Annotated in this window: 12 protein-coding genes and 1 pseudogene; 1 reads left to right on the plus strand and 12 read right to left on the minus strand. The window is 55.7% G+C overall.

Annotated features, from left to right (window positions below; genetic code table 11):
• Positions 1-6 precede the first annotated feature (6 nt).
• Positions 7-2208, plus strand: a complete 2202-nt coding sequence (locus ACR0MQ_RS16555; protein ID WP_480609456.1) for a serine/threonine protein kinase — start codon at positions 7-9, stop codon at positions 2206-2208.
• Between the two features lie 58 nt (positions 2209-2266).
• On the opposite strand, the gene ACR0MQ_RS16560 is transcribed toward ACR0MQ_RS16555, so the two are convergent.
• The 12 genes and pseudogenes from ACR0MQ_RS16560 to ACR0MQ_RS16615 all read right to left on the minus strand — a co-directional run bounded on the left by ACR0MQ_RS16560 (position 2267) and on the right by ACR0MQ_RS16615 (position 19704).
• A complete protein-coding gene (locus tag ACR0MQ_RS16560) occupies positions 2267-2989 on the minus strand; it encodes a PP2C family protein-serine/threonine phosphatase (RefSeq protein WP_480609461.1) in 723 nt (240 codons plus the stop codon).
• Positions 2986-3672, minus strand: a complete 687-nt coding sequence (gene tagF / locus ACR0MQ_RS16565) for a type VI secretion system-associated protein TagF (RefSeq protein WP_170471984.1) — start codon at positions 3670-3672, stop codon at positions 2986-2988. Before tagF ends, ACR0MQ_RS16560 begins: the two co-directional genes overlap by 4 nt.
• Entirely contained in the window at positions 3672-7244 is a 3573-nt protein-coding gene (gene tssM, locus ACR0MQ_RS16570; RefSeq protein WP_480609465.1) for a type VI secretion system membrane subunit TssM, read from the minus strand. The genes tagF and tssM overlap by 1 nt, the downstream gene beginning before the upstream one ends.
• Positions 7241-8662 (minus strand): type IVB secretion system protein IcmH/DotU, encoded by a 1422-nt coding sequence (gene icmH, locus ACR0MQ_RS16575; RefSeq protein ID WP_480609468.1) that lies wholly within the window; start codon positions 8660-8662, stop codon positions 7241-7243. Before icmH ends, tssM begins: the two co-directional genes overlap by 4 nt.
• Before the next feature lie 108 nt (positions 8663-8770).
• Positions 8771-10111, minus strand: a complete 1341-nt coding sequence (gene tssK / locus ACR0MQ_RS16580; RefSeq protein ID WP_170471990.1) for a type VI secretion system baseplate subunit TssK — start codon at positions 10109-10111, stop codon at positions 8771-8773.
• 37 nt (positions 10112-10148) lie between these two features.
• Positions 10149-11606 (minus strand): type VI secretion system-associated FHA domain protein TagH, encoded by a 1458-nt coding sequence (tagH, locus tag ACR0MQ_RS16585; RefSeq protein ID WP_170775577.1) that lies wholly within the window; start codon positions 11604-11606, stop codon positions 10149-10151.
• 10 nt (positions 11607-11616) lie between these two features.
• Positions 11617-11925: a PAAR domain-containing protein gene (locus ACR0MQ_RS16590; protein ID WP_010443407.1), complete on the minus strand. Its 309-nt coding sequence runs from the start codon at positions 11923-11925 to the stop codon at positions 11617-11619.
• A gap of 2 nt (positions 11926-11927) precedes the next feature.
• Entirely contained in the window at positions 11928-12539 is a 612-nt protein-coding gene (locus tag ACR0MQ_RS16595) for a DUF6931 family protein (protein WP_480609474.1), read from the minus strand.
• An 11-nt stretch (positions 12540-12550) separates the two neighbouring features.
• The gene (locus ACR0MQ_RS16600) at positions 12551-14671 is read right to left on the minus strand and encodes a type VI secretion system Vgr family protein (protein ID WP_480609477.1); all 2121 of its coding nucleotides are present in this window, start codon (positions 14669-14671) and stop codon (positions 12551-12553) included.
• Between the two features lie 34 nt (positions 14672-14705).
• Complete coding sequence (locus ACR0MQ_RS16605; RefSeq protein ID WP_480609589.1) at positions 14706-18116, minus strand: type VI secretion system contractile sheath domain-containing protein; 3411 nt, start codon at positions 18114-18116, stop codon at positions 14706-14708.
• A 240-nt stretch (positions 18117-18356) separates the two neighbouring features.
• Positions 18357-18854, minus strand: a pseudogene (tssB, locus tag ACR0MQ_RS16610) (type VI secretion system contractile sheath small subunit); the annotation flags it as partial.
• Positions 18847-19704 (minus strand): ion transporter, encoded by an 858-nt coding sequence (locus ACR0MQ_RS16615; protein WP_170472001.1) that lies wholly within the window; start codon positions 19702-19704, stop codon positions 18847-18849. The pseudogene tssB and the gene ACR0MQ_RS16615, both read right to left, overlap by 8 nt.
• Positions 19705-19707: the final 3 nt, after the last annotated feature.

Below are 19707 nucleotides of genomic sequence, written 5' to 3' on the forward strand. Positions count from 1 at the left end.
GGCGGCATGACTGAATCCCGCACAGGTGACCTGTTTCAGCCGGGCGATCTGGTGAACAATACCTATCGGATCGAGGCGATCCTTGGGCGGGGTGGAACGTCAGACGTTTACCGGGCACGCTCCGAGATTTCGGGGCGCCTTGCTGCACTCAAGGTATTGAAGGCCGAATTCTCCAGTAACGACGATTATCTTGTCCTTCTGACCCGAGAAGAAGAAATTCGCGACATCCGCCACGACGCGGTTGTGCGGTATTCTGAAAACAACCGCACCGCCGACGGACATGTCTATCTGGTGATGGATTACGTTGACGGACCCGGACTGGACCGGAAGCTGGCCGAGGGTCCGATGTCTGCGCCTGAAATTCTCACTGTGTGCAAACGGGTGTGCGAGGGATTGGAGGCCGCCCATGCCCGCAATATCGTCCATCGCGATCTGAGCCCGGATAACATCATCCTACGTGATGGCGATCCTGCACAGGCGGTGATTATCGATTTCGGTATTGCCAAGGACACCAATCCTGGCGCGGAGACTATCGTGGGTGGTGAATTTGCCGGCAAATATGCCTATGCAGCGCCCGAGCAGTTGTCGGGTAAAACCGATCAACGCACAGATATTTACTCTTTGGGCGCGTTGCTACTTGCAAACTTCCGGGGTGAAAAAGCAAACTCAGGACGCAACCTGCTGGAAGTTGTCGAAAGCAAGAAAGAGCCCCTGGACACAACAAATGTGCCTGAGCCTCTGAAAACCATCCTCGACAAGATGACCGCCCCGGATCCAAATGACCGATTTCAATCGGCCGGTGATGTACTAAGGGCGCTTGCCTCTGCGCGATCAGAACCAGTTGAGAGGGCAATCCCTGACACTGATGAAGATGCCACTATAATTGTTCCTAAAAGTAGCGCTCCCGCACCTGCGATGGCCGCGCCTGAATCCACGCCTACTCAGGAAGTGCAGACGCCGAAGCCCTCTCAGCCTGCAACCGCAAAAAAGTCACGGACAGGGCTTATGGCGACTTTGGGCGTTGTTATCGTCGGAGGGGCTGGAATTGGCGGCTATCTAAGCGGCACCTTCGATGGACTGTTGGGCCCGTCATACCCCGCCGTCGCGCCCTACACATTGGTAGCGGACAAACGCGATGGGCAGCCCCCGCGTGCGGTCGGGTTCGTACCATCGGAAGAAACTCGGGATGCTATGACACGCGAGATTACCGGAGATGGCGGTACGGTCGATTTGACATTAGCATCGGGCGACATTTCAGAAACCTGGGGAAGCGCCGTCAGCAATGTCGTAGATGCGGTGATGGATCTGGAAGAATGGCGTCTGGTCGTGAACGGCAATGACGCCCAGTTGACCGGACAGACCACGAACAAGGCCCTGCACACAGAGTTGGAGCAGATTTTTTCCGCAGGATTACCTGCTGGGCTGCAGGGAACAGTTGATCTGGAACTTGAACCTCTGTTCGTTACAGCAGCAGAGATCAGACCAATTTTGGCAGGCTTGGCCGATTGTGGCACGTTGCAATTGGTTGACCCGCCTACAACCGGATACGGGCTTGAAACCCCGGTCCGGGTGAGCGGCACACTGGCGTCTCAGGACAGCTTAATCGGGCTTGAAACCGCTTTGACGGCGCTTGTTGGCACACGACCCGTGGATTTGGATCAGATTGCGCTCTTGAATCCTACCCTGTGTCTGATCGAGAACTATCTTCCAACTGCACCGACCAGCGATATTTCGATCGCATTCTATAACGGTGAACAGGGTAACGCGCCAAATCCCAATGGTGATTTTATCGTCGGCCAGAACCCGGTGATCGACGTCAAACTGCCAGATGATGCGCAGGACGGATTTCTGTCTGTTTCAGTTCTTGATGTCTCAGGAAACGTATTCCACCTGCTGCCCAATGTGACGCGCCAGGAAAACGGCATTCCGACCTTAAGGGAAGGCCAAACAGGACCCATGTCAGTACGCGTTGCTTATTCGATACCAGAGAGCCAGGAAAACGGAGGCATTGCTTTCGAGGTTGATGATTCCACCTTGGGCAAAAGCAAAGTCATCGTGTTGCATAGTGACAAACAGTTGTTCGACACTCTGCGACCAACGACCGAATCCGCAGCAGGATATGCCGAAGCGCTGCGCGAGCAAGATCGCAACGTCGATACGCAGATCCTGTCGCTGGACAGCCGTATTCTGACTACGCTGGAACAATAACCTGGCCTCGAACTGCAAACCCTAAGGCATCAACGACGCCTGAAGGCATCGTTTGCCTTCAGGGAACGTCGACAACAATCACCGAGATATTATCTGCGCCACCCCCATCCAGAGCGATTTGGATCAACTGATCTGCCACTGTCTCAATCGGCATTTCGGACAGTGCTTTTTCGAGCATCGGAAAAGTAGCATATTTGCTTAATCCGTCCGAGCATATCAGGAACCGGTCCCCCGGTTGAACTTCGCCACGGATCTTGTCCAATTCCAGCTCATCCCCAACTCCCACCGCACGGTTGATGGCGTTGGATTGAGGGTGTTGCTCAGCCTCGTCCCAGCTCATCTGACCGGCCAAAACGAGATCAGCGACCACGGAATGGTCGGTGGTCAGCATCTGAATTTGATTGTTCCGCAACAAATAAATTCGGCTATCTCCGGCCCACAGCCCAACAAAATGGCTATTTGCCAACATCATGCAGGCAACAGTCGTGCCGATGGTTCCGCCACCGCGTGCCTCGGCCTCGGCGCGGATCGCCAAATGGGCCTGCCGAAGCACATCGCGCAATGTGACCATCCGGTCTGACGGTGGCAGACCCGGGGGGATAGCCGCAACCGTATCCGCAACAAGCCGACTGGCGTAATCACCCGCCTCGTGACCGCCCATCCCATCCGCAACCAGCCACAAGTTTTCCTCGGGCAGTGCAAGCACCGCATCTTCATTGAGCTTACGCTTGAGGCCAACATGGCTGCGGGCGCTGTACCGAACGCGGTGACTTGAATTCATATTGGCCTTGCCTCGGTCCAGACTGCAGCGTGAAGGTTGAACAAACCTTGCATGTTTGCCCCTTCCGGTAAACCTTCGCAGACCATCATTCGAGGCACACCACCGATTTCAGTGCTCCAAATTGTTGGCATCCGAAAACGATCAGATACTAATCCCGAAGCAAGATCGGGCAGCAGGCCGTCGGATACTTCTCCGCGCGTCAGTACCAAGGTGTTGCCTTGTGCACGAACCGGGGCTGTTGGCTCCTGCACTGGAACGATCAAAGCCTCAAGCTCCTTAGCCAACTTGTCACGGGTCATGTCGTCCTCGAGCGCAGCCAATGCGAGATCTTCGAGCTGACCGTAAATCTCCGCAGCCCGAAAATGAGATAGAATAGCAGAACCCTCGTTCGAAATCGCTGCAACCAATGTCAGGGGAAAGCGTCGCCCTACTCTGTCCACGGAAGGCATAAGAACGCCCAGCATTTTCTGCGGACCTGCCAAGCCTGGGGCAAGGCAGAAGCGCCAGATAGGGGCCGACATGTAATGCGAATCCCAAGCAGGCCCCAGCGACTCGGACGCGGCAAGCATGCTGTGCTGTATCCAGGTGTCCCAGGGCTGGACAAACTCGGGTGCTACCCCGAGCCGAAAGAAATCTCCGACCGAGGGCATCTTCCCGAATGCGCCAAATCCAGCCTTCGGCATCAGAAAGACTTGGGGCAGCTGAATTTCTGCAGCGCCGGCAAGGCAAAGGGGTTGATGACCGATCCTGATTGCAGCTGGAAAATCGCAATGCGACCGCCAACGTTGAATATTACCTTCTTGCGGTCTGACACGTTTGTGCGCCGCACCTCGGCTGCGTCAAGTAACCGGAACCAGGCCCACGGTCCGTCCTTGGACAAGACGCTTTCAATGTTGCGTTTTTCCGGTTCAAAGCTAACGCGCGCCAGCCCAACCTGACCCGGCCAGGCAATGGCCATCGGTGACGGTAGCCCGCCACGATGACGGAACTCCAGCGTCTGACCGTCAATCTCCAGCTTCACGCCCTTGGCCTTGGGGTCCAGCGCTTCGGGCATGATCTGAAACTGTATCCGCGGCTGGGGGCCAGCTGCAAAAAACGCTTCTCGGATCTCGGCTGCATTCTGAAACTGGGTCAGTACTGCCTGACTGATCCCCAGATCGGCCTCATTTACACTGGTTTTCCAAGACCACGGCCGGGTACGCATATCCACATGCTTTGCGAGGTTTTCATTGAAGAACGTATCAATCAAACCTTGCGGGCCAAACAGCTTGCTGAAATCACCCATGGCAACATCCGCGCCCGATCTGCGGTTGAACGGATAACGATCGGTCACGACCTGTTCGCAGAAGGGCAGTACATTAGCCTGCCAACGCGCATTAATAGATGCGCGCGTGCTGTCCGACGTGATTCCCGATGAGCCATCGATGATCTGCAATGCCCAGCGTTCCATCGGGCCAGGAATACGCGCCGCTTCCTGCTGGAACTGCTGCAACGCCTGACCGGATTCCGCGTCAGTGACACCACTGAAGGACATCTTGTTCAGTTCTTGATACACACCGGTCAGCGATCCCATCAGAAGATCAAGCTGCGAGGGTTGTCCCTGTTGCTTTTCCACCAACTGATGCAACCAAGAGAACCTATCTTCTACGTACTGGCCCGGTTCTTGCACCGGCTCTGACGAAGTTGCACCGCTGGACTTGGCCAGCGCTTCCAGCAGGATTTGTGTCTGGACGGAGGTTGCGGATTGCACTTCCAGGCTGGCTGCATTTGACAACCCTTCGTTCAACGCATCCGTATTGGGCAGGGCTGAACGGCTTTCTGTCAGTTTCGTCTCGTCAGAAATCGAATTTAGGATGTTCACGATAGGCGACGTCGGGCCTGACAGTACGTTGGTCACCTCAACTGCATGGCTCAGGCTTTCCATAGGAACGATGTCGATATCGCCCAGCATGGCGTCATAGCGCGCGATGTAGTCGTTGTAGTACAGGTCCAGAACATCTCGGCTAAGCGCCGCAAGGGCCAGTTCGGTTTGCTCGGCTTCTCCGCGAGGACCTAGAACCCAGCTTTCCTTTTGTACCCGTTTGGCCACTCCGACCGCTTCACCCAAAAATACGTCGTTGAAGCCATTGTAGGTGAAGATCCCCTCGATCCCGTCATTTAACGGCTTCCCAGACGACCGGACCAGAACGCGACCAACGGCAGGGCCGCCAACTTCGGTAATGCGCCACTCCGGCAAGGCCGTTGCAGTTGGGCTGGATATGATCCCATTATACACCCGCTGCGCCAAGGGCAGCTCCGATAAAATACCTTGGATCTGTTCCACCATCGGCCCATTCAAGGCAACGGCCTGCATCGGCTGACTCAGCAAAGCTTCAAGGTGATCATTCAGGTCGGCGCGAAATTCCTCACGAGAGGGGCCAGGGAACGAAACCGTCCAATCGATATTCATCCATTCATTGACGAGGTTCGGGTTCATCGGACCCTGCAAGCCCAACATCAGGTAAACCTTGAGTGCTTCATATAGAACATCGGGATTGTTGATATTCGCGCTCATCTGCTCTTCCAGACGCAGCAGCAAGCGCGGTAGGAACCGTTGGTTCAATGCGGCGCGATAGGTCTGCGCCGCCTGCGTACCAATCACGTCACCCTGATACAGACCATATGTCAGGCGCGTTTCCGGATCCGGATCTGACAGTGTCGGATTCGCAGGCAGATCGCGCAACGTATTCAAAGCCTGCACGACAGGTACAAGATCGGTATCTCCCACCGGGCTGGGCGGAAGCGTTGCTGCAGCAGCCTGATAGGCGGACACACCTTCCTGCGCCTCGGCAATCAGCTCGGAATTTCCCGAGAAGCTGCGCACAAGCAAAGCGCCAACCGTCACGGCCGCCATAACAGTCGCGGCGACCGAAGCCCATTTGGTAATCCTGTACCGGCGTTCAACCTTATCATCTGCACTGACCAGACCTGCTTCACGGAAAATCACCTGATCAAACAATCTGGTCAGGAAGTACGAGCGCCCTGAACCCTGCCCCGTACCAATGGCCTGACGCCCGATCCCGAAGGTCCGGGCCATCCCCAGCATCAGCCGGTCAATCGGTGTGCCTTCCTGCGTTCCAGACGTGAAATACACTCCGCGCAGCATGTGGCGATGCTGATAGCGGCTGTCCTGAAAAACCTCGGTTAGAAATTCATGCGCAACCTTCCGGAAGGATGCCACCTGCATCGGGAAACCGGCAACCAGAGCGCGGCGCTGTGGGTCGGTTTCGGTCTGCATCCGTTCCAGCGATTGGGCGTTCAGGCGGCCCAGCAGCAAGGCGAACTCTTCATCGAAGGCAGCAACAGGAGATTGCTCGGATCGAGACTTGTCCAATGGCAGCGTGAAGCCCCACACCTGTTCACGATCTTCCTTGCCCAGATTGTCGTAGAATTCGGCGAAACCGGCAATCAGATCAGCTTTGGTAAACAGGATATAGACCGGAAAGCGCACACCCAACTTCTCGCGCAGCTCCTCAAGCCGACGGCGAACGGCTTTCGCGTGCTCTTTCTGAGTGATTTCATCCTGCAGAGACAGATCAGAAAGCGAAATCGCAATCATCGCGCCATTAATGGGCTGGCGTTTACGATATTTCTTGAGCAACCCAAGAAAACCGATCCAGGCCGCATTGTCGACTTCAGCGTCACTTTCTTGCGTTGTGTACCGCCCCGCAGTGTCGATAAGAACAGCATTTTCAGTGAACCACCAATCGCAATTGCGCGTTCCGCCGACGCCACCAATCGCTGTTTTTCCCATTTCATCGGCCAGTGGAAAGTTAAGGCCAGAATTCACGATCGCCGTGGTCTTGCCTGCGCCTGGCGGGCCAATCATCACATACCATGGCAATTCGTTTAGATGGCGTCGTCCGTTCTTGGATTTACGCAGCGCCGCCATTGCCGTTTTCAACTTGCCACGCAGCTCGGAAATCTCGCTGTCGATCATATCGCCGCCATCACTGACGGCTTCGGTGATTTCTTCGGTTAGGTTCTTTTCGCGTCTGCGGCGGACAAAGAACACCGTCAGCGCGATAGCCAAAAAGATGGCAAATATGACGCCACACCAGATCAGGCGCGCCACCACACCATCCAACGGGCGCCATTCATCCGATCCGATCAAAGGCCCGAAGAAATACAAGCTCAGCGACAGAGCAGTCGCGGTAAAGAACAGAACCGTGTAGATGGATAGGAAAACAAACTTCAGAAATCTGAGGACAATCATAGGGTTTCCTCCTGAACCAACAGGACTTCGATCCGACGGTTGGTCGCGCGACCTTCTCGAGTCGAATTGTCGGCGATTGGTTCACTGTCGGCCCGACCTTCAGCGCTAAGCCGTTTGGGATCGGACAAATCCGCCGCCATCTGGTTCATGACAGATTTGGCCCGAGCCAGTGAAAGGGCCAGATTGGACGGAAACCGAGAGGACCGGATCGGCACGTTGTCCGAATGCCCAGCCACGATCACGGAACCCGGTTCGTCGTTCAGCGCTACCGCAACCCGGCGCACCGGCTCGCGGAATTTATCCTGCAGATGATCCGAACCCGAGCCAAACATGCCCGAGCCTTTGATGCGGATGACCAGTGTGTTGCCCTTCTCAAATACCTCGACCAATCCTTCGTCGATCTCGGGCTTCAGGAATTCCACGACCTTTTCCACCTGTGCCTGCGGTGGAGGCGGTGGAGGTGGAGGTGCACGACGCTGCAATTCGGTCACAGGACCCGCATCAATTACCGACATCTGTCCTACAAGATTTTCTGTTTTATTAGACAGCGCGTATGACAGGCCACCAAACTCGATCATCAGCAAAAGGGCCGTCACGCCAAGCGCGATCCAAACCGGTTTCCACATGCTGAGCGCTCGATATGGCTTATCTTCGCCTTCCCAATGCGGAGCAAGGTCGCGTTCAACCGGGCCGCGCTGAGCCCGGATGATCCGCGCAAGACCTTGCCTAATCTGCAAATGCTTGTCCGGACCTCCCTGTTCCACCCGCAAGCGCCCTTCAAAACCCAATGACAGGCACATGTAGACGAACTCTAGCAATTCGATATTGTTCGCAGGCTCTTGTTCCAGCCGCGCCAGAAGATCATAGAACCGATCGCCACCAACCGTCTCGCGGTGGAAGGTACCGACCAGAGACTGTGTGGCCCAACTGGATTGCCCGCCCCAAGGTGTATTCAACACCACATCGTCCAAAGTGGCGCAGAGCGCATAGCGTGCAATCTTTACTGACTGGGCTGGGATACCCGCCTGCAATGCCGCGTTCTCGAAACTGCGCACTTCAGCTACCACGCTTTGGCGAAGCTTGTCGGGGTCCATGTGTTGCGCGCGGTTACGAATTCGACTGATGAGCGAAAACAAAGGCGAGGCACAGGCATTCAGGCGGTTCATGCCGGTGGTTGCCACCTGCCCTGTACCACCCTGCGACGTGCGCGGTTGCGAAGCCTGCGCAGGTGGTACGCCAATTTCTGCCCCGCCCGCCGCTGGCTGCTGAGGTAGAGTCTCCATCGGGTACCCTGCTGGTTGCTGAGACGCGGCAGGCTGCTGCTGCGTACCGCCGGGCTGACGCCGCCCACCCGGGTTAGGTCGGATCACCGTCTTGTCTGTGTCGTCCGGTTCGGCAAAAGGATCGTTGTCGGACATCGTTTACCTGCTTCCTCAAGGCCCCCGCATCTTACTGTGACCCACGCGGACAGCCCCATCAAATTGTTTCTTGGCAACCACTCAAGGCCTCGTCTTTCAAACGAACGCTTACTGATTGCGGATTGCCCAAAGTTCCATCTGCAGACCTGGGTACTGTCCTGACACGTGCACCGCGATCCCACCCGAGGTAGTCATTTTGCTCCAATACGGGCTGGCGGCGTCCAGTTCGAAGTACACCACGCCCGAATGATACGGAATTTGGCGCGGAGCAACCGGGAGCGGGCGCAGCGTGATTCCCGGTAAGGCCGAGTTCACCAACTGACGGATTTCCTCGACTGGCCCGGTCTTGGCCTGGCCCGCAAAATGCCTCCGTACATCCTCGGCTGGGATATCGGCATTGACGGCCAGAACGAAACCGGCATTTCCGATCAACTTGCGGTCGGCAATTACCCCCACGCTTATGCCGTATTTCCGTGGCTCCAGCGGGATCGAGATCGCCGTCTGCTCCAAAACTGAGCTCAGGTACTGGCGCAGAACGCGGATCACTGGTGCAAAAGACTCGGTCAGATTGTCATGCTGATAGGCTGGAAACTGCACGGCTTCCTTTTCGGCACTCATAAAGGTCGCAAGCTCTCCGGCCAGTGCGGCACAGACGCGATAAACATGTTCAGGATGCACATTTTCGATATTTGCGAAATGGCGAACAAGAGGCAGGTTCCGGTTTATCACCATCAACAACAAGAAATCCGATATCTCGGCAGCACCCTTGGCAGGACCGCCTTCAGACAATCTTCCGGCCAAGGCCTGCATCCTGTGTGACAGCATACCCTCAAGCTCGTTCATGAAGCCCGCCAGTGCCGGAGCCGCGCGAACATCCATAACCGAGGGGATAAAGCCACGGTCCATTATGATTTCTTTGTCCGGACGCACTTCGATGATCCGGGCAATCGGAATGGCAAGCTTGTCGGCCAAATCGTCAACAGCCAGTGCAAACTGCAGGCGCAGCTTGCCAACACCAAGGGTCACCGGCTTTTTTTGCTGGCTCATCACATCCGTGATTTCCTGCTCTGCCGGGCGCAGACGGCTAACCGACTGTTCAGCCCCGCTCAGGTCTACTTCGGACGCGCCTTGCCGCCTTTGCGGAACCGTCAAATATACCACGCAATCCTTTATCGACTCGGGCACTTCCAGCGCCGGTGGATGATCTTCGGCCTGTGGGACGCGAAACACCTGCCCATCCGATGTCAGACCCGCGCAAGACTTGAGCGCGATCTGACCAACCTTGAGTACTTCGTCATCAATCTCAAGCGCACTCAGACCCCAGGCATAGGGCGTCATTCTACGCGCCAGCCCGGCCACCAGAGCCTCAGTATATCTGTCGGCCTGCTGGAAATGATGGGGCTGCAGAAACAACCCTTCGGTCCAAAGCACCTTGCTGTCCCAGGACAATGGCTGCCCTCCCTTGTTATCGCGCCCAAGCTGGACGTTACTTCAGCTTCTGCAGCTGTTCCTTATAGGCACGTGCGAACTCGCGGCTGAACAGATCGTGGAAATCATTCTCTGCCTGGTCCGAAATCTCCGCGTACATCTTCTCATAGACTTCCCAATATTGGGTCTTCTTACCCTTGAAAAGTGACCCAAGTTTGCCAGACCCTTCAATTTTTCCGGCCAAAACTTCGGGATCAAGACGAGACAGCACGCCTTTCAATGCCGCCTCCATGCCTGTCACCATGGCGATCTCATGCGCCTTAATGTCATTCAGCGCCTCCTCGGTCGCTTCTTCCGAAGCCAGATAGCCTTTGACACGGGGCTTCACGAGCGCTTCGATTGCCTGCTCTGGGCTGATCGAAAACTTCAACGGGTTATTCCCACCTGCGCTGATCATCGTCTGATCGATCCGGAATTCGGACTTGATCGAGGTGCGCGTCATCAGGATCTCGCGCAGACCAACAATCATCGTTCGCAGCACACGGCCCAACCGGCCCATCGTTGCGGGCAGGTCAGCATCGTCAATGCGTAGATCATCCACCTCAAGCGCCTCAAGCAAAGCGCGCGCCGCCGCCTGATCCCCAGTCGCGACAGGCGTAGCGGCCTGTACGTCCACTTTTGCTTGTTGCGGCGCAGGTTCGGAAGATGCAGCTTCGGGTTTGGGGATCGGTGGTGGTGCAGCAGCCTGCCCACCCGGTGTCGGTTTAGTTGGCGGCGGAGCCGGGTTTTGTGGTGCGCCCCCGAAAGGGTCTGTGGCTGACGCGCCTTGTGGCGAAAGCAGGTCATCATCCCAATCATCCGGGATCAGATTTGCGCCACTGCTTGGAGCTGAAAACGCATCCGAGGCTGACGGATTGTGCATCGGATCGCTGGCCCCCATTTCCTGATGCGCATCTTTTGGTTTCGCAAAAAATGGGTCGTCATCATCCAAGGGCGGCAACAGCTCATCCATCGGGTCAGGCGTTGAAATTTGGCCCGGCCCTTTCGGCGCATCTCCCCCCAACAAATCATCAAGGAAATCCCCGCCCGGCCCTGAATCGTCCAACAGAGCCAACGGGTCCGGCGCATTTTGCGACTGCCCAGGCGAGACTCGATCCTGTTGCGTCGGCTGAGGAATCATCTCTTCGAACGACGGCAGATCGGCGCCGATTTCGACCACCATTTCATATCCACCTGCCGTCAGCACATCGCCGTTGTTCAGCGGTGTGGGCGTCCGGCCCAAAGCGATCTTGGAGTAGTTCAGAAAGGTCCCGTTAGTCGACAAGTCCACGATCACCACGTTGCCATTGTGATCTTCGATGACAAAATGGTTCTTGCTGAGCGTTCGCTCAGGGTCGGGGAGGACAAGGTCATTGGCCGGTCCACGCCCCACGGTCAAAGAACCCCCCTGCATCGACACCGGGCGCCCGTCGCCCGGCACAATGCCGGTGGATTGAAATTTTAGTGTGACCGTCATTCGTTTGTCTTCATCCTCCAACCAGAACGGTGGGGCAGCAAGGCGGCAGGATCGGACCACCGCAGGCGCAAGTATCCATAACCCGCGCCGCCGGAAGCTTGCCAATCAGCACCGTCGCCGATCCTTTCAATATAGGATGCGGAAATGCAGGTGTCGCCAAATCTGTCACACGCGCCGCTGGCAGTTTCGAAACCAGAACGGTTGGACAACAAGGTGGCATGATCGGCATCGGTACCGGCGCAGGAGGCGGCGGCGCTGGCGGCGGTGCCGGCAGCGTGCATGCGTGCAGATCAGTTACACGGGCCTGTGGAAATCCCATGTTTATTCCTCCGTCCCTGGACCGGCACCGTCGCGGTCCAGATTACCATTCCCACCCCGAGCAATATCGACGCCGCGATCAATCAGCAACTGTAGGTAGGCATCAAAATCGCCTTCGTGATTGTCCATCGCAACAACATTCATTGCAAACGCCACGATTTCCGCCGCCCCGAGCGGGGCTGGCATAGTCGCTAAATCGCCGGTTCCCAGCGTACCATCTGAATAGAGCACGCCAATGGCACAATTCACGGTTTCGTCATCCGGGTCGGCCAGATCAATAGTTTCCCCCGCTTTTTGCCGGTTTTCGGGTGTTGGGCGAAACACCCATTCCTCGGATGCAGCTAAAGCGCGGGTATTGTTGTCCGGCGCTTTGCCGATGTAATCGCGTGCGGCCAGGCAAGACCACCACACGCGCTCACGTGGCGGCAGCGCAACACCCAACAGACGAAGCACATCAATGTAGGCTTCCTTTTTGTCCAATTCAGCCAGAACAACATCCAATGCAGCGCTAGCCGGGGCATCAAGTTCAACACTGAGCCGCGCGTTGGCGTCGGCCAACATCCGGGCGGCGGGCACCTGCGGGACCTTGACCATATCTGCAAATCGTTCACTCATCGGTCAGCCCCCTAGTTGATCATTGTCAGGCCGCCCTTGAGGGTCAGCATGGCATCGCCGTTTACAGTCGTCATCGGGCTCTTTGCATCCAGTTTGGCATTCGCCTGAACCTTGATCATCGTACTCTTGATTGTAATGCTTGTCGGATCCAGCTTGATCGATGACCCGCCCACTTTCAGTTCAATCGACTGCATCGCGGTCATCGTGATCTTACCGGATTTCGCATCGACCTGAATGTTGCCGGTATTCACGGTGGTTGTCTTGTTACCCGTCTTTACGGTTTCAGCGACATTCCCTGTGACCGTCCGGGTGGATTTACCCTCAATAGTCTCGGTCTGGTCAGTCTTGATCCCGATGGTCTGGCTGCCCGTTTCGATCGTAAAGGTGTGATCCCCTTTCTTGATCGTTTCGTCAACGTTCTGCTTAACCACTTGGCTCAGACAACCATCACCGCCATTCCCGCCCGTGTCCAACTCATCATAGCCAATGGTGATTGTGGACTTGTTCTTGACCAACTTTTCATGATCCTTCTGCGCCTGAAAGCGCACCAGTTCCGCGTCCTTTTTGTCCTCGAACATCAGTTCGTTGAACGTATTGGTGGCGCCACCTTTGGTAGACCGCGTTTTTATCCCAGATTGAGTTTGATTATCCGGCAGCTTGTACGGCGGCATGGTTTCCGCGTTATACAGCATACCGGTACAAATCGGACGGTCCGGATCGCCCTCTTCGAACTGAATGACAACCTCCTGTCCGATCCGCGGTATATGGACCATGCCCCAGTTCTTACCTGACCACGGGGTCACCACACGAACCCAGCAGGTAGTTTTTTCGTCCTTTTTACCCTCGCGGTCCCAGTGAAACTGAACTTTGATGCGACCGTATTTATCAGTCCAGATCTCCTCTCCGGATTTGCCGGTCACAATGGCAGTATGCAGACCCGATATCTCGGGCCAGGGAATGGTACAAAGGGATTTGAATTCGGTCTTGGCGGGCTGAGCCTCGAACTCGACCATGAACATTTCGCTGTTGTCTTCTGGAAACTCCAGCGCGCCAGTGTCCAGATCTTTATCCTTCTTCTCAAATCCGTATCCTTCGGTGGTCTGGAGGAAATACTTGGCACTTGTTATCAAATACTCCCCGTTCTGCTCTTTGTCCGGATGGTCTTTGAGCGTGAATTTCCGGCCTGTTTCCAGCGATCGAACCGAAGCCCGTGCCCGGCGTCGAGAAAACAATGCATCCTGTGCGGTCATACGCACTTTTGCTCTGGTATTACCCAGCCCAGTTTCCTTGTAATGCCCGGGCGTGTCGTACAACTCCAAGTCCTCTTTGAAGGAATGGCCCGGCTTTGTGCCCGTTTTCGAACGGGCGTCCAAAGATGCCGAGGGCTTTTCAAAATCAAAATCCCCGAGCGACACAACACCCGATCTGATCGATTCAGATGCAGCCCATTCTGTAATAAAGTCCCCCAGACGCTGTTCATAATCGTCACCGCCACGAAACTCTACCTTGGGCTCTCCTGTTATTGGCGTATGCGCAGAAGGGCTATCACACAGAACCAGCTTTTCGTTTTTACCGTCGGCGTCCGAACAATCGAAGTAATAATAAATCCCTTCTTCCTGCATCAAACGCGAGATGAAATCAAAATCGGTTTCTCGGTATTGAACGCAGTATTCGCGCTTGGGGTGTGTGTTGGTCAGGCTCTTTTTGTAATCCGAGATATTGTGATCTTCTTTGAAAATCTTCTCAAAAATCTCGACGACCGTCATATCCTGAAAAATTCGACTATTGGTTCTCTGTGTCAGCAACCAGAACCACGGGCGCAGCTCGGCCAAGAACTGCACCAACCCGTCTCGCAGGGCCAGACGCTCTACCCGGACGATGGTACCGGTGAATTTGCGTTTTGCCCCGTCCTCTGCGGCCAGGTGAATCGTCATCACCTTTCCCAAAAGCTTGTCCAGTTCAATCGTCGTCTTCTCCGACATGAATTCGACCTGAATCTCGGTTAATGTTCCCAGCTCTTCGGTCACGATGGCGCGCCTGAGGACCAGATCGTCTTTGTCGTCACTACCCTTGTATGGATATGAACCGGTGATCCGAAGGGGCCACTCTTTACTTTGAAGACTTTCCGCCATTTACCATTCCTTCCAAATCTCGTTCGACACGCCGTTACAGATCGGCCAGCAGAGCCGCCAGTTCCGGGTCCATTTCATCTTCATCCCCGTCATCCCCGGCATCATCATCAAATGCCGAGAGAAAATCATCCAGACCGCCAGAGTCATCGTCCTCAAGATCCAGGTCGAAGTCATCGTCATCCAGATCCGATGTGTCGTCATCGTCAAGGGTCAGATCTGGATCGGAATCATCGTCCAGACCCAGATCATCGATATCAAACTCATCGTCCGAGGCCGCCTCTTCCGCCTCGGGCTCATCCGGCACATCCGGTGATGGCGCCGGAGCCGGGACGCCTGACCACGGCCCTAGCAGCTCCTGACCCGCGACCGAATTGAAGGATCCCAGCCTGATCTCATCCCGCCCTTTGACAGACAGCAGGGGCATATAACCGCGCTGAACCGAATGTTCGTGCTTGTCCAAACTGATATTTCGCTCGGTGCAGGGCAGAGCCACCTGATCGCCATAGCGGTCGTTTACGAAATGATAAGGCATTCCACCAAGGCTCATGACTGAACCCAAATTCATCGCTTTGCCATTCTGCTTGAAAGACCGTGCAAGTAAGATCGTCACCAGCACCGCTGGATTGGCCCAGAGCATTCCGCGCAATCCTTCAGCCTCGGTGAATTCCTCAAATTCAAACTCATAGATTGGTTCGGACTTGGCCCCGTATGGCCGACGTAGCAGAAAGCGTGGCGATGCAAGCCCTACGTGCCCGGCTTCAGGCATCATGCGAAACGTGTCCCAAGCCTTGACCACCAATGGGTGGCGGTCGTCTTTCTTGATGTCCAGATAGGCGGGTGTAATAGCGCTGATAAAGGGCGCATCCACATGTGCAGCAACACGGCCCACGCGCCCGAGAAGTTCTGCATGAGGCGGCGTCTCCTCGAAAGTATAAAGACCGATCAGCGCAGAATATCCCCCGCGTCCATTCTCCTCGTCCAGGGGTTCTTCGGTCAGCAAACGCACAAGCCCGGTTTGGGCCAGATCCTCTTCGGCGGCCAGATCGGCGGCGATTTCTTCGGCGGATACATCGTAGAGGATCACATCCAGCGTATCGTCATCTTCGACGCTGCGGGCGATCAGATCCAGACTGCGCCATTGCGCCTCGACTGACTGAAATTCGGGATGATGCAGAACCAGCCGCATCGCCGTACTCAGCGCGTCATCTACCGCAGTCTGCATAGCGGCGACATCGGGACTGGCTAGTTTGTGGATATGCGGCCCAACCACGCGCTTCAACAGATCGTCCACCGGAGAGGGTTGCGCCAATTCACCGCCGGTATCACCGATCAGCTTCTGAAAATCGCTCAGTTTCAGATCAGCTCGTACGGTGTTGCCACCCGAAGACTTGCGCGGTGGAACCACAGCCTGGCCAAATTCCTCTCCCCATGCGGTCAGCTGTTTTGCCGCGTGATCCGCCGTTGCTCCGGAACTCAATTGGCCTTTCAGGCCCGCCAGACCCTCAAAAAGCTCAACATTTTCGTACAGCTCATCGGGATGCAGGTCGTCGAGCTCATTCAGTTTCACCTCAATCCCTGCGCCTTCCTTCCCGATGGGCAGCACAAGTGTGGTGGCGAAGCCGGCGATCACATCATCAATCGTATCCGGATCCAGCAGGATCGGTTTGCGCGCGGCCAAAGCGTCCCCCGTCTCGATCTGGCCCCTCGCAGAACGGCCCGAGAAATCGCCAAAAACTGCTATACGAAAACGGCTACGCTTCAAGCGTTCAGGATCGGGCCTGTCGGCGCTCATCCGACCAAAAGCGAGCATCGGTTCCCCATCCGGTTTGGCCCCTTCCGAAGCGACCTCGTTATCGGTGCCCTCGGATTCGTCATCGTTCGACAGCAGATCGTCCAAATCAAAGTCATCTGCGTCATCGGACATAGTCTCTTCTTCATCCGAGTCTTCCAGCAAACTGTCCAAATCAAGATCGTCCAGATCAGTCTCGGCACTTTCGGATCCTGATGCGTCATCGGAGGAGTCATCCTCGTTGAACAGATCGTCCAAATCCAAATCGTCGAGGTCTTCCTCGGATATATCCGCCTCATCATCATCCTCAGACGCGTCGCTGCTTAGCAGATCGTCCAGATCGAGGTGATCCAGCTCATCAGGCACAGGATCTTCTTCATCCGTGTCGTCCAGCAGACTGTCTAAATCCAAATCGTCCTGATCGGTCTCGGTGCCTTCAGCTTCTTCCGCTTCGCCGGTCGCGTCGTCATCGCCAAGCAGGCTGCCCAAATCCAAGTCGTCGAGGTCCGCCTCAGAAGTATCCCCAGCGTCTTCTCCTTCGGTCGCATCGCTGTCTAGCAGGTCTTCGAGATCGAGGTCGTCGGTATCGCCTTCTGATACGGGACTGTTATCGTCTGACGAGTCATCTTCGAAAATTTCATCGAGGTCCAAATCGTCCCCGTCTGCTTCCTCCGCAGTAGCCTCGGAACCCTCATCATCCAAGGCCAGGTCTCCGAGCCGATCGTCCAGTTCAACCTCATCCGAGGTCACCTCCTCGGTCGCGCTGTCTGACAAATCGCCTAGTAAAGCATCCAGATCGTCACCGTCATCTGCACTTTCCTCGGGAACGTTCTCTGCCAGATCGCCGAGAACATCATCTAAATCTTCTGCGTCATCCGCGCTATCGAGATCCGGAATTGCTGCAAGGATATCATCCGCTTCATCATCCTGATCCAAGTCCTCTGGTGCCATGTCGGCAATATCGCCCAAAAGATCATCGATGCTGCTGTCTTCAGTGTCCTCCTCGGGCGCAGCGTCGGCAAGGTCGGATAGTATGTCATCACTCTCGTCGTCGTCATCGGCCTCTTCAACGACCGGTAGCGAGGCCAACGCGTCTGCTGAGGAGGTATCCTCCAGCGCTTCGTCATCCGGTGCCAAATCCGCGAGGTCGCCCAGCAGGCCATCTACAGTGCTGTCATCCAGGGCATCATCTGGCGCAGCATCAGCGAGATCGGACAGGATGTCACTGCTGTCGTCGATGTCCTCGGCTTCGACAACATCCGGCAGCGCCGCCAGAGCATCGCTGGCTAAACTATCCTCGGCGGTGTCCTCAACCGGCGCCATTTCGGCAAGTTCACCAAGCAGATCATCAACACCACTGTCTTCAGACTCGACCTCCGGCTCTGCTTCGGCAAGGTCAGACAGGATTTCGGAATAATCGGTTTCGGTTGCTTCTTCTGTCTCTGTGAGGGACGATAGCGCCTCTTCTAGGGAATTGTCCTCGGCAACAGCATCTGAGGCCTGATCTGCGAGGTCGGACAAAATGCCTGCTGCCTCATCTTGCGCCTCGTCTTCTGCCATGTCTGGAACTGAAGACAAGGCGTCTTCAACCGAAGTATCTTCTACGGCCTCTTCGGGGGTTGCACCTGCCAGATCAGACAGCACGCCAGCGGTCATGTCGGTTTCGTCGTCGCTTGCAATCGCTTCCGGTAATGAAGCCAAAGCATCGTCCAGGGACGTATCCTCAGGCGGGTCTTCGGGAGCATTGACAGATAGGTTCGATAAGACGTCTGACGTCTCATCCGGATGTTCGACGACCTCGGTTTGGGGCAGCGTCGCCAATGCCTCGGCCACCGAGTGATCCTCGGGAGCGTCCTCGGGGGCCAACTCCCGCAATGCATCCAGTGTCGACGCTGGGTCAGGATCTTCAACCGGGCCGCTTGCCAGCGTCGCCAACAGTCCAGGATCGGCCAGAATCTTTTCGATCAACGCCTCGGCTCCGGCCTTGCCGTCCATATAGGCCATGAGCGTGGCTAGCTGAGTGCGCGCGTCCAGTAGTTTCTGCAGCGGTTCAATCTTGGCCGCGATCTGGGCCGGGTTGAAATCACCCATCTTCTCAAATGTCAGGTCCACCGACAGATTGCCATCACCTGTCAGAGTATTGGGCACCGAAAATGCAACACGAGGAGCCATCGCCTTCATGCGGTCATCGAAGTTGTCGACGTCGATCTCGAGAAATTTGCGGTCGGAAATCGAGACGGCTTCGGCCTTGGACTTCCCGGACAGATCACTCAGAACTCCCATCACGAACGGTAGCTGAACCTTTTTCTCGGCCCCGTACAATTCGACATCGTATTCGATCTGAACCCGCGGCGCCCTGTTGCGTGCAATGAACTTCTGAGAACTGTCAGCCATCGCCCTGCCCTTTCAACTCCGCAACCTCGCGACGCAATGCTTTCACTTCGACAAGCAGTTCCTTAACGCGATCGTCAACTATGTCCGTTTCGCTGCGTACCAGTTCACGAAGATGCGAAAACTCTTCGACTGACTCGTCTTCGACCGCTGACTGCATCGTATTGACCAGTAAACCAATGAACAGGTTCAACACTGAGAACGCAGTTATGACGATAAATGGAACAAAGAATAACCACGCAGTTGGATGTGTTTCCATCACGGGACGCACGATGCCCATCGACCAGCTTTCCAGCGTCATGATCTGGAACAGCGAATACAAGGACCGGCCCAGCGTGCCGAACCATTCGGGAAAATCGGGGCCATACATCAGCGTAGCCATGACAGCAAAGACATAGAACACGATCGAGATCATAATGATCACTGCGCCCATGCCCGGCAACGCATCAAGCAAGGCCTGTACCACAGCCCGCATCTGTGGAATGACTGACAAAAGGCGCATGGCGCGAATGACCCGCAGCCCTCGCAAGGCTGAAAGGCCATCGCGATTGGGCAACAGGCCCAGTGTTACGACCACAAGATCAAAGATGTTCCATGCATTTCTGAAGAAACTCAGCCGGTAAGCATAAAATTTCAGCAGCAACTCGGCCACGAAAATACCTAGGACGATGCTGTCAAACGTGGTCAGGAGATGGCCAACACTGGCCTGTATGGACGCCGAAGTCGACAATCCCAGCGTGATCGCATTGAAAATGATCACGCCAAGAATGGTGTTGGTCACAGCCTTGCGTTCAACAAATGCACGCACGGTGTCGCGGAGCGTTTCGCTCTTCTCGATACCGGTATCCAACATGGC

This window comes from Ruegeria sp. AN6 (assembly GCF_056540425.1).

What these genes read in the sequence shown, in the direction of transcription:
- ACR0MQ_RS16590 (WP_010443407.1), bottom strand. Translation starts at nt 11,925, where the DNA reads ATGGGATTTCCACAGGCCCGTGTAACTGATCTGCACGCATGCACGCTG.
- ACR0MQ_RS16615 (WP_170472001.1), bottom strand. Translation starts at nt 19,704, where the DNA reads ATGTTGGATACCGGTATCGAGAAGAGCGAAACGCTCCGCGACACCGTG.
- tagH (WP_170775577.1), bottom strand. Translation starts at nt 11,606, where the DNA reads ATGACGGTCACACTAAAATTTCAATCCACCGGCATTGTGCCGGGCGAC.
- ACR0MQ_RS16600 (WP_480609477.1), bottom strand. Translation starts at nt 14,671, where the DNA reads ATGGCGGAAAGTCTTCAAAGTAAAGAGTGGCCCCTTCGGATCACCGGT.
- ACR0MQ_RS16555 (WP_480609456.1), top strand. Translation starts at nt 7, where the DNA reads ATGACTGAATCCCGCACAGGTGACCTGTTTCAGCCGGGCGATCTGGTG.
- ACR0MQ_RS16605 (WP_480609589.1), bottom strand. Translation starts at nt 18,116, where the DNA reads ATGACCGCTGGCGTGCTGTCTGATCTGGCAGGTGCAACCCCCGAAGAG.
- tssM (WP_480609465.1), bottom strand. Translation starts at nt 7,244, where the DNA reads ATGATTGTCCTCAGATTTCTGAAGTTTGTTTTCCTATCCATCTACACG.
- icmH (WP_480609468.1), bottom strand. Translation starts at nt 8,662, where the DNA reads ATGTCCGACAACGATCCTTTTGCCGAACCGGACGACACAGACAAGACG.
- ACR0MQ_RS16560 (WP_480609461.1), bottom strand. Translation starts at nt 2,989, where the DNA reads ATGAATTCAAGTCACCGCGTTCGGTACAGCGCCCGCAGCCATGTTGGC.
- tagF (WP_170471984.1), bottom strand. Translation starts at nt 3,672, where the DNA reads ATGCCGAAGGCTGGATTTGGCGCATTCGGGAAGATGCCCTCGGTCGGA.
- ACR0MQ_RS16595 (WP_480609474.1), bottom strand. Translation starts at nt 12,539, where the DNA reads ATGAGTGAACGATTTGCAGATATGGTCAAGGTCCCGCAGGTGCCCGCC.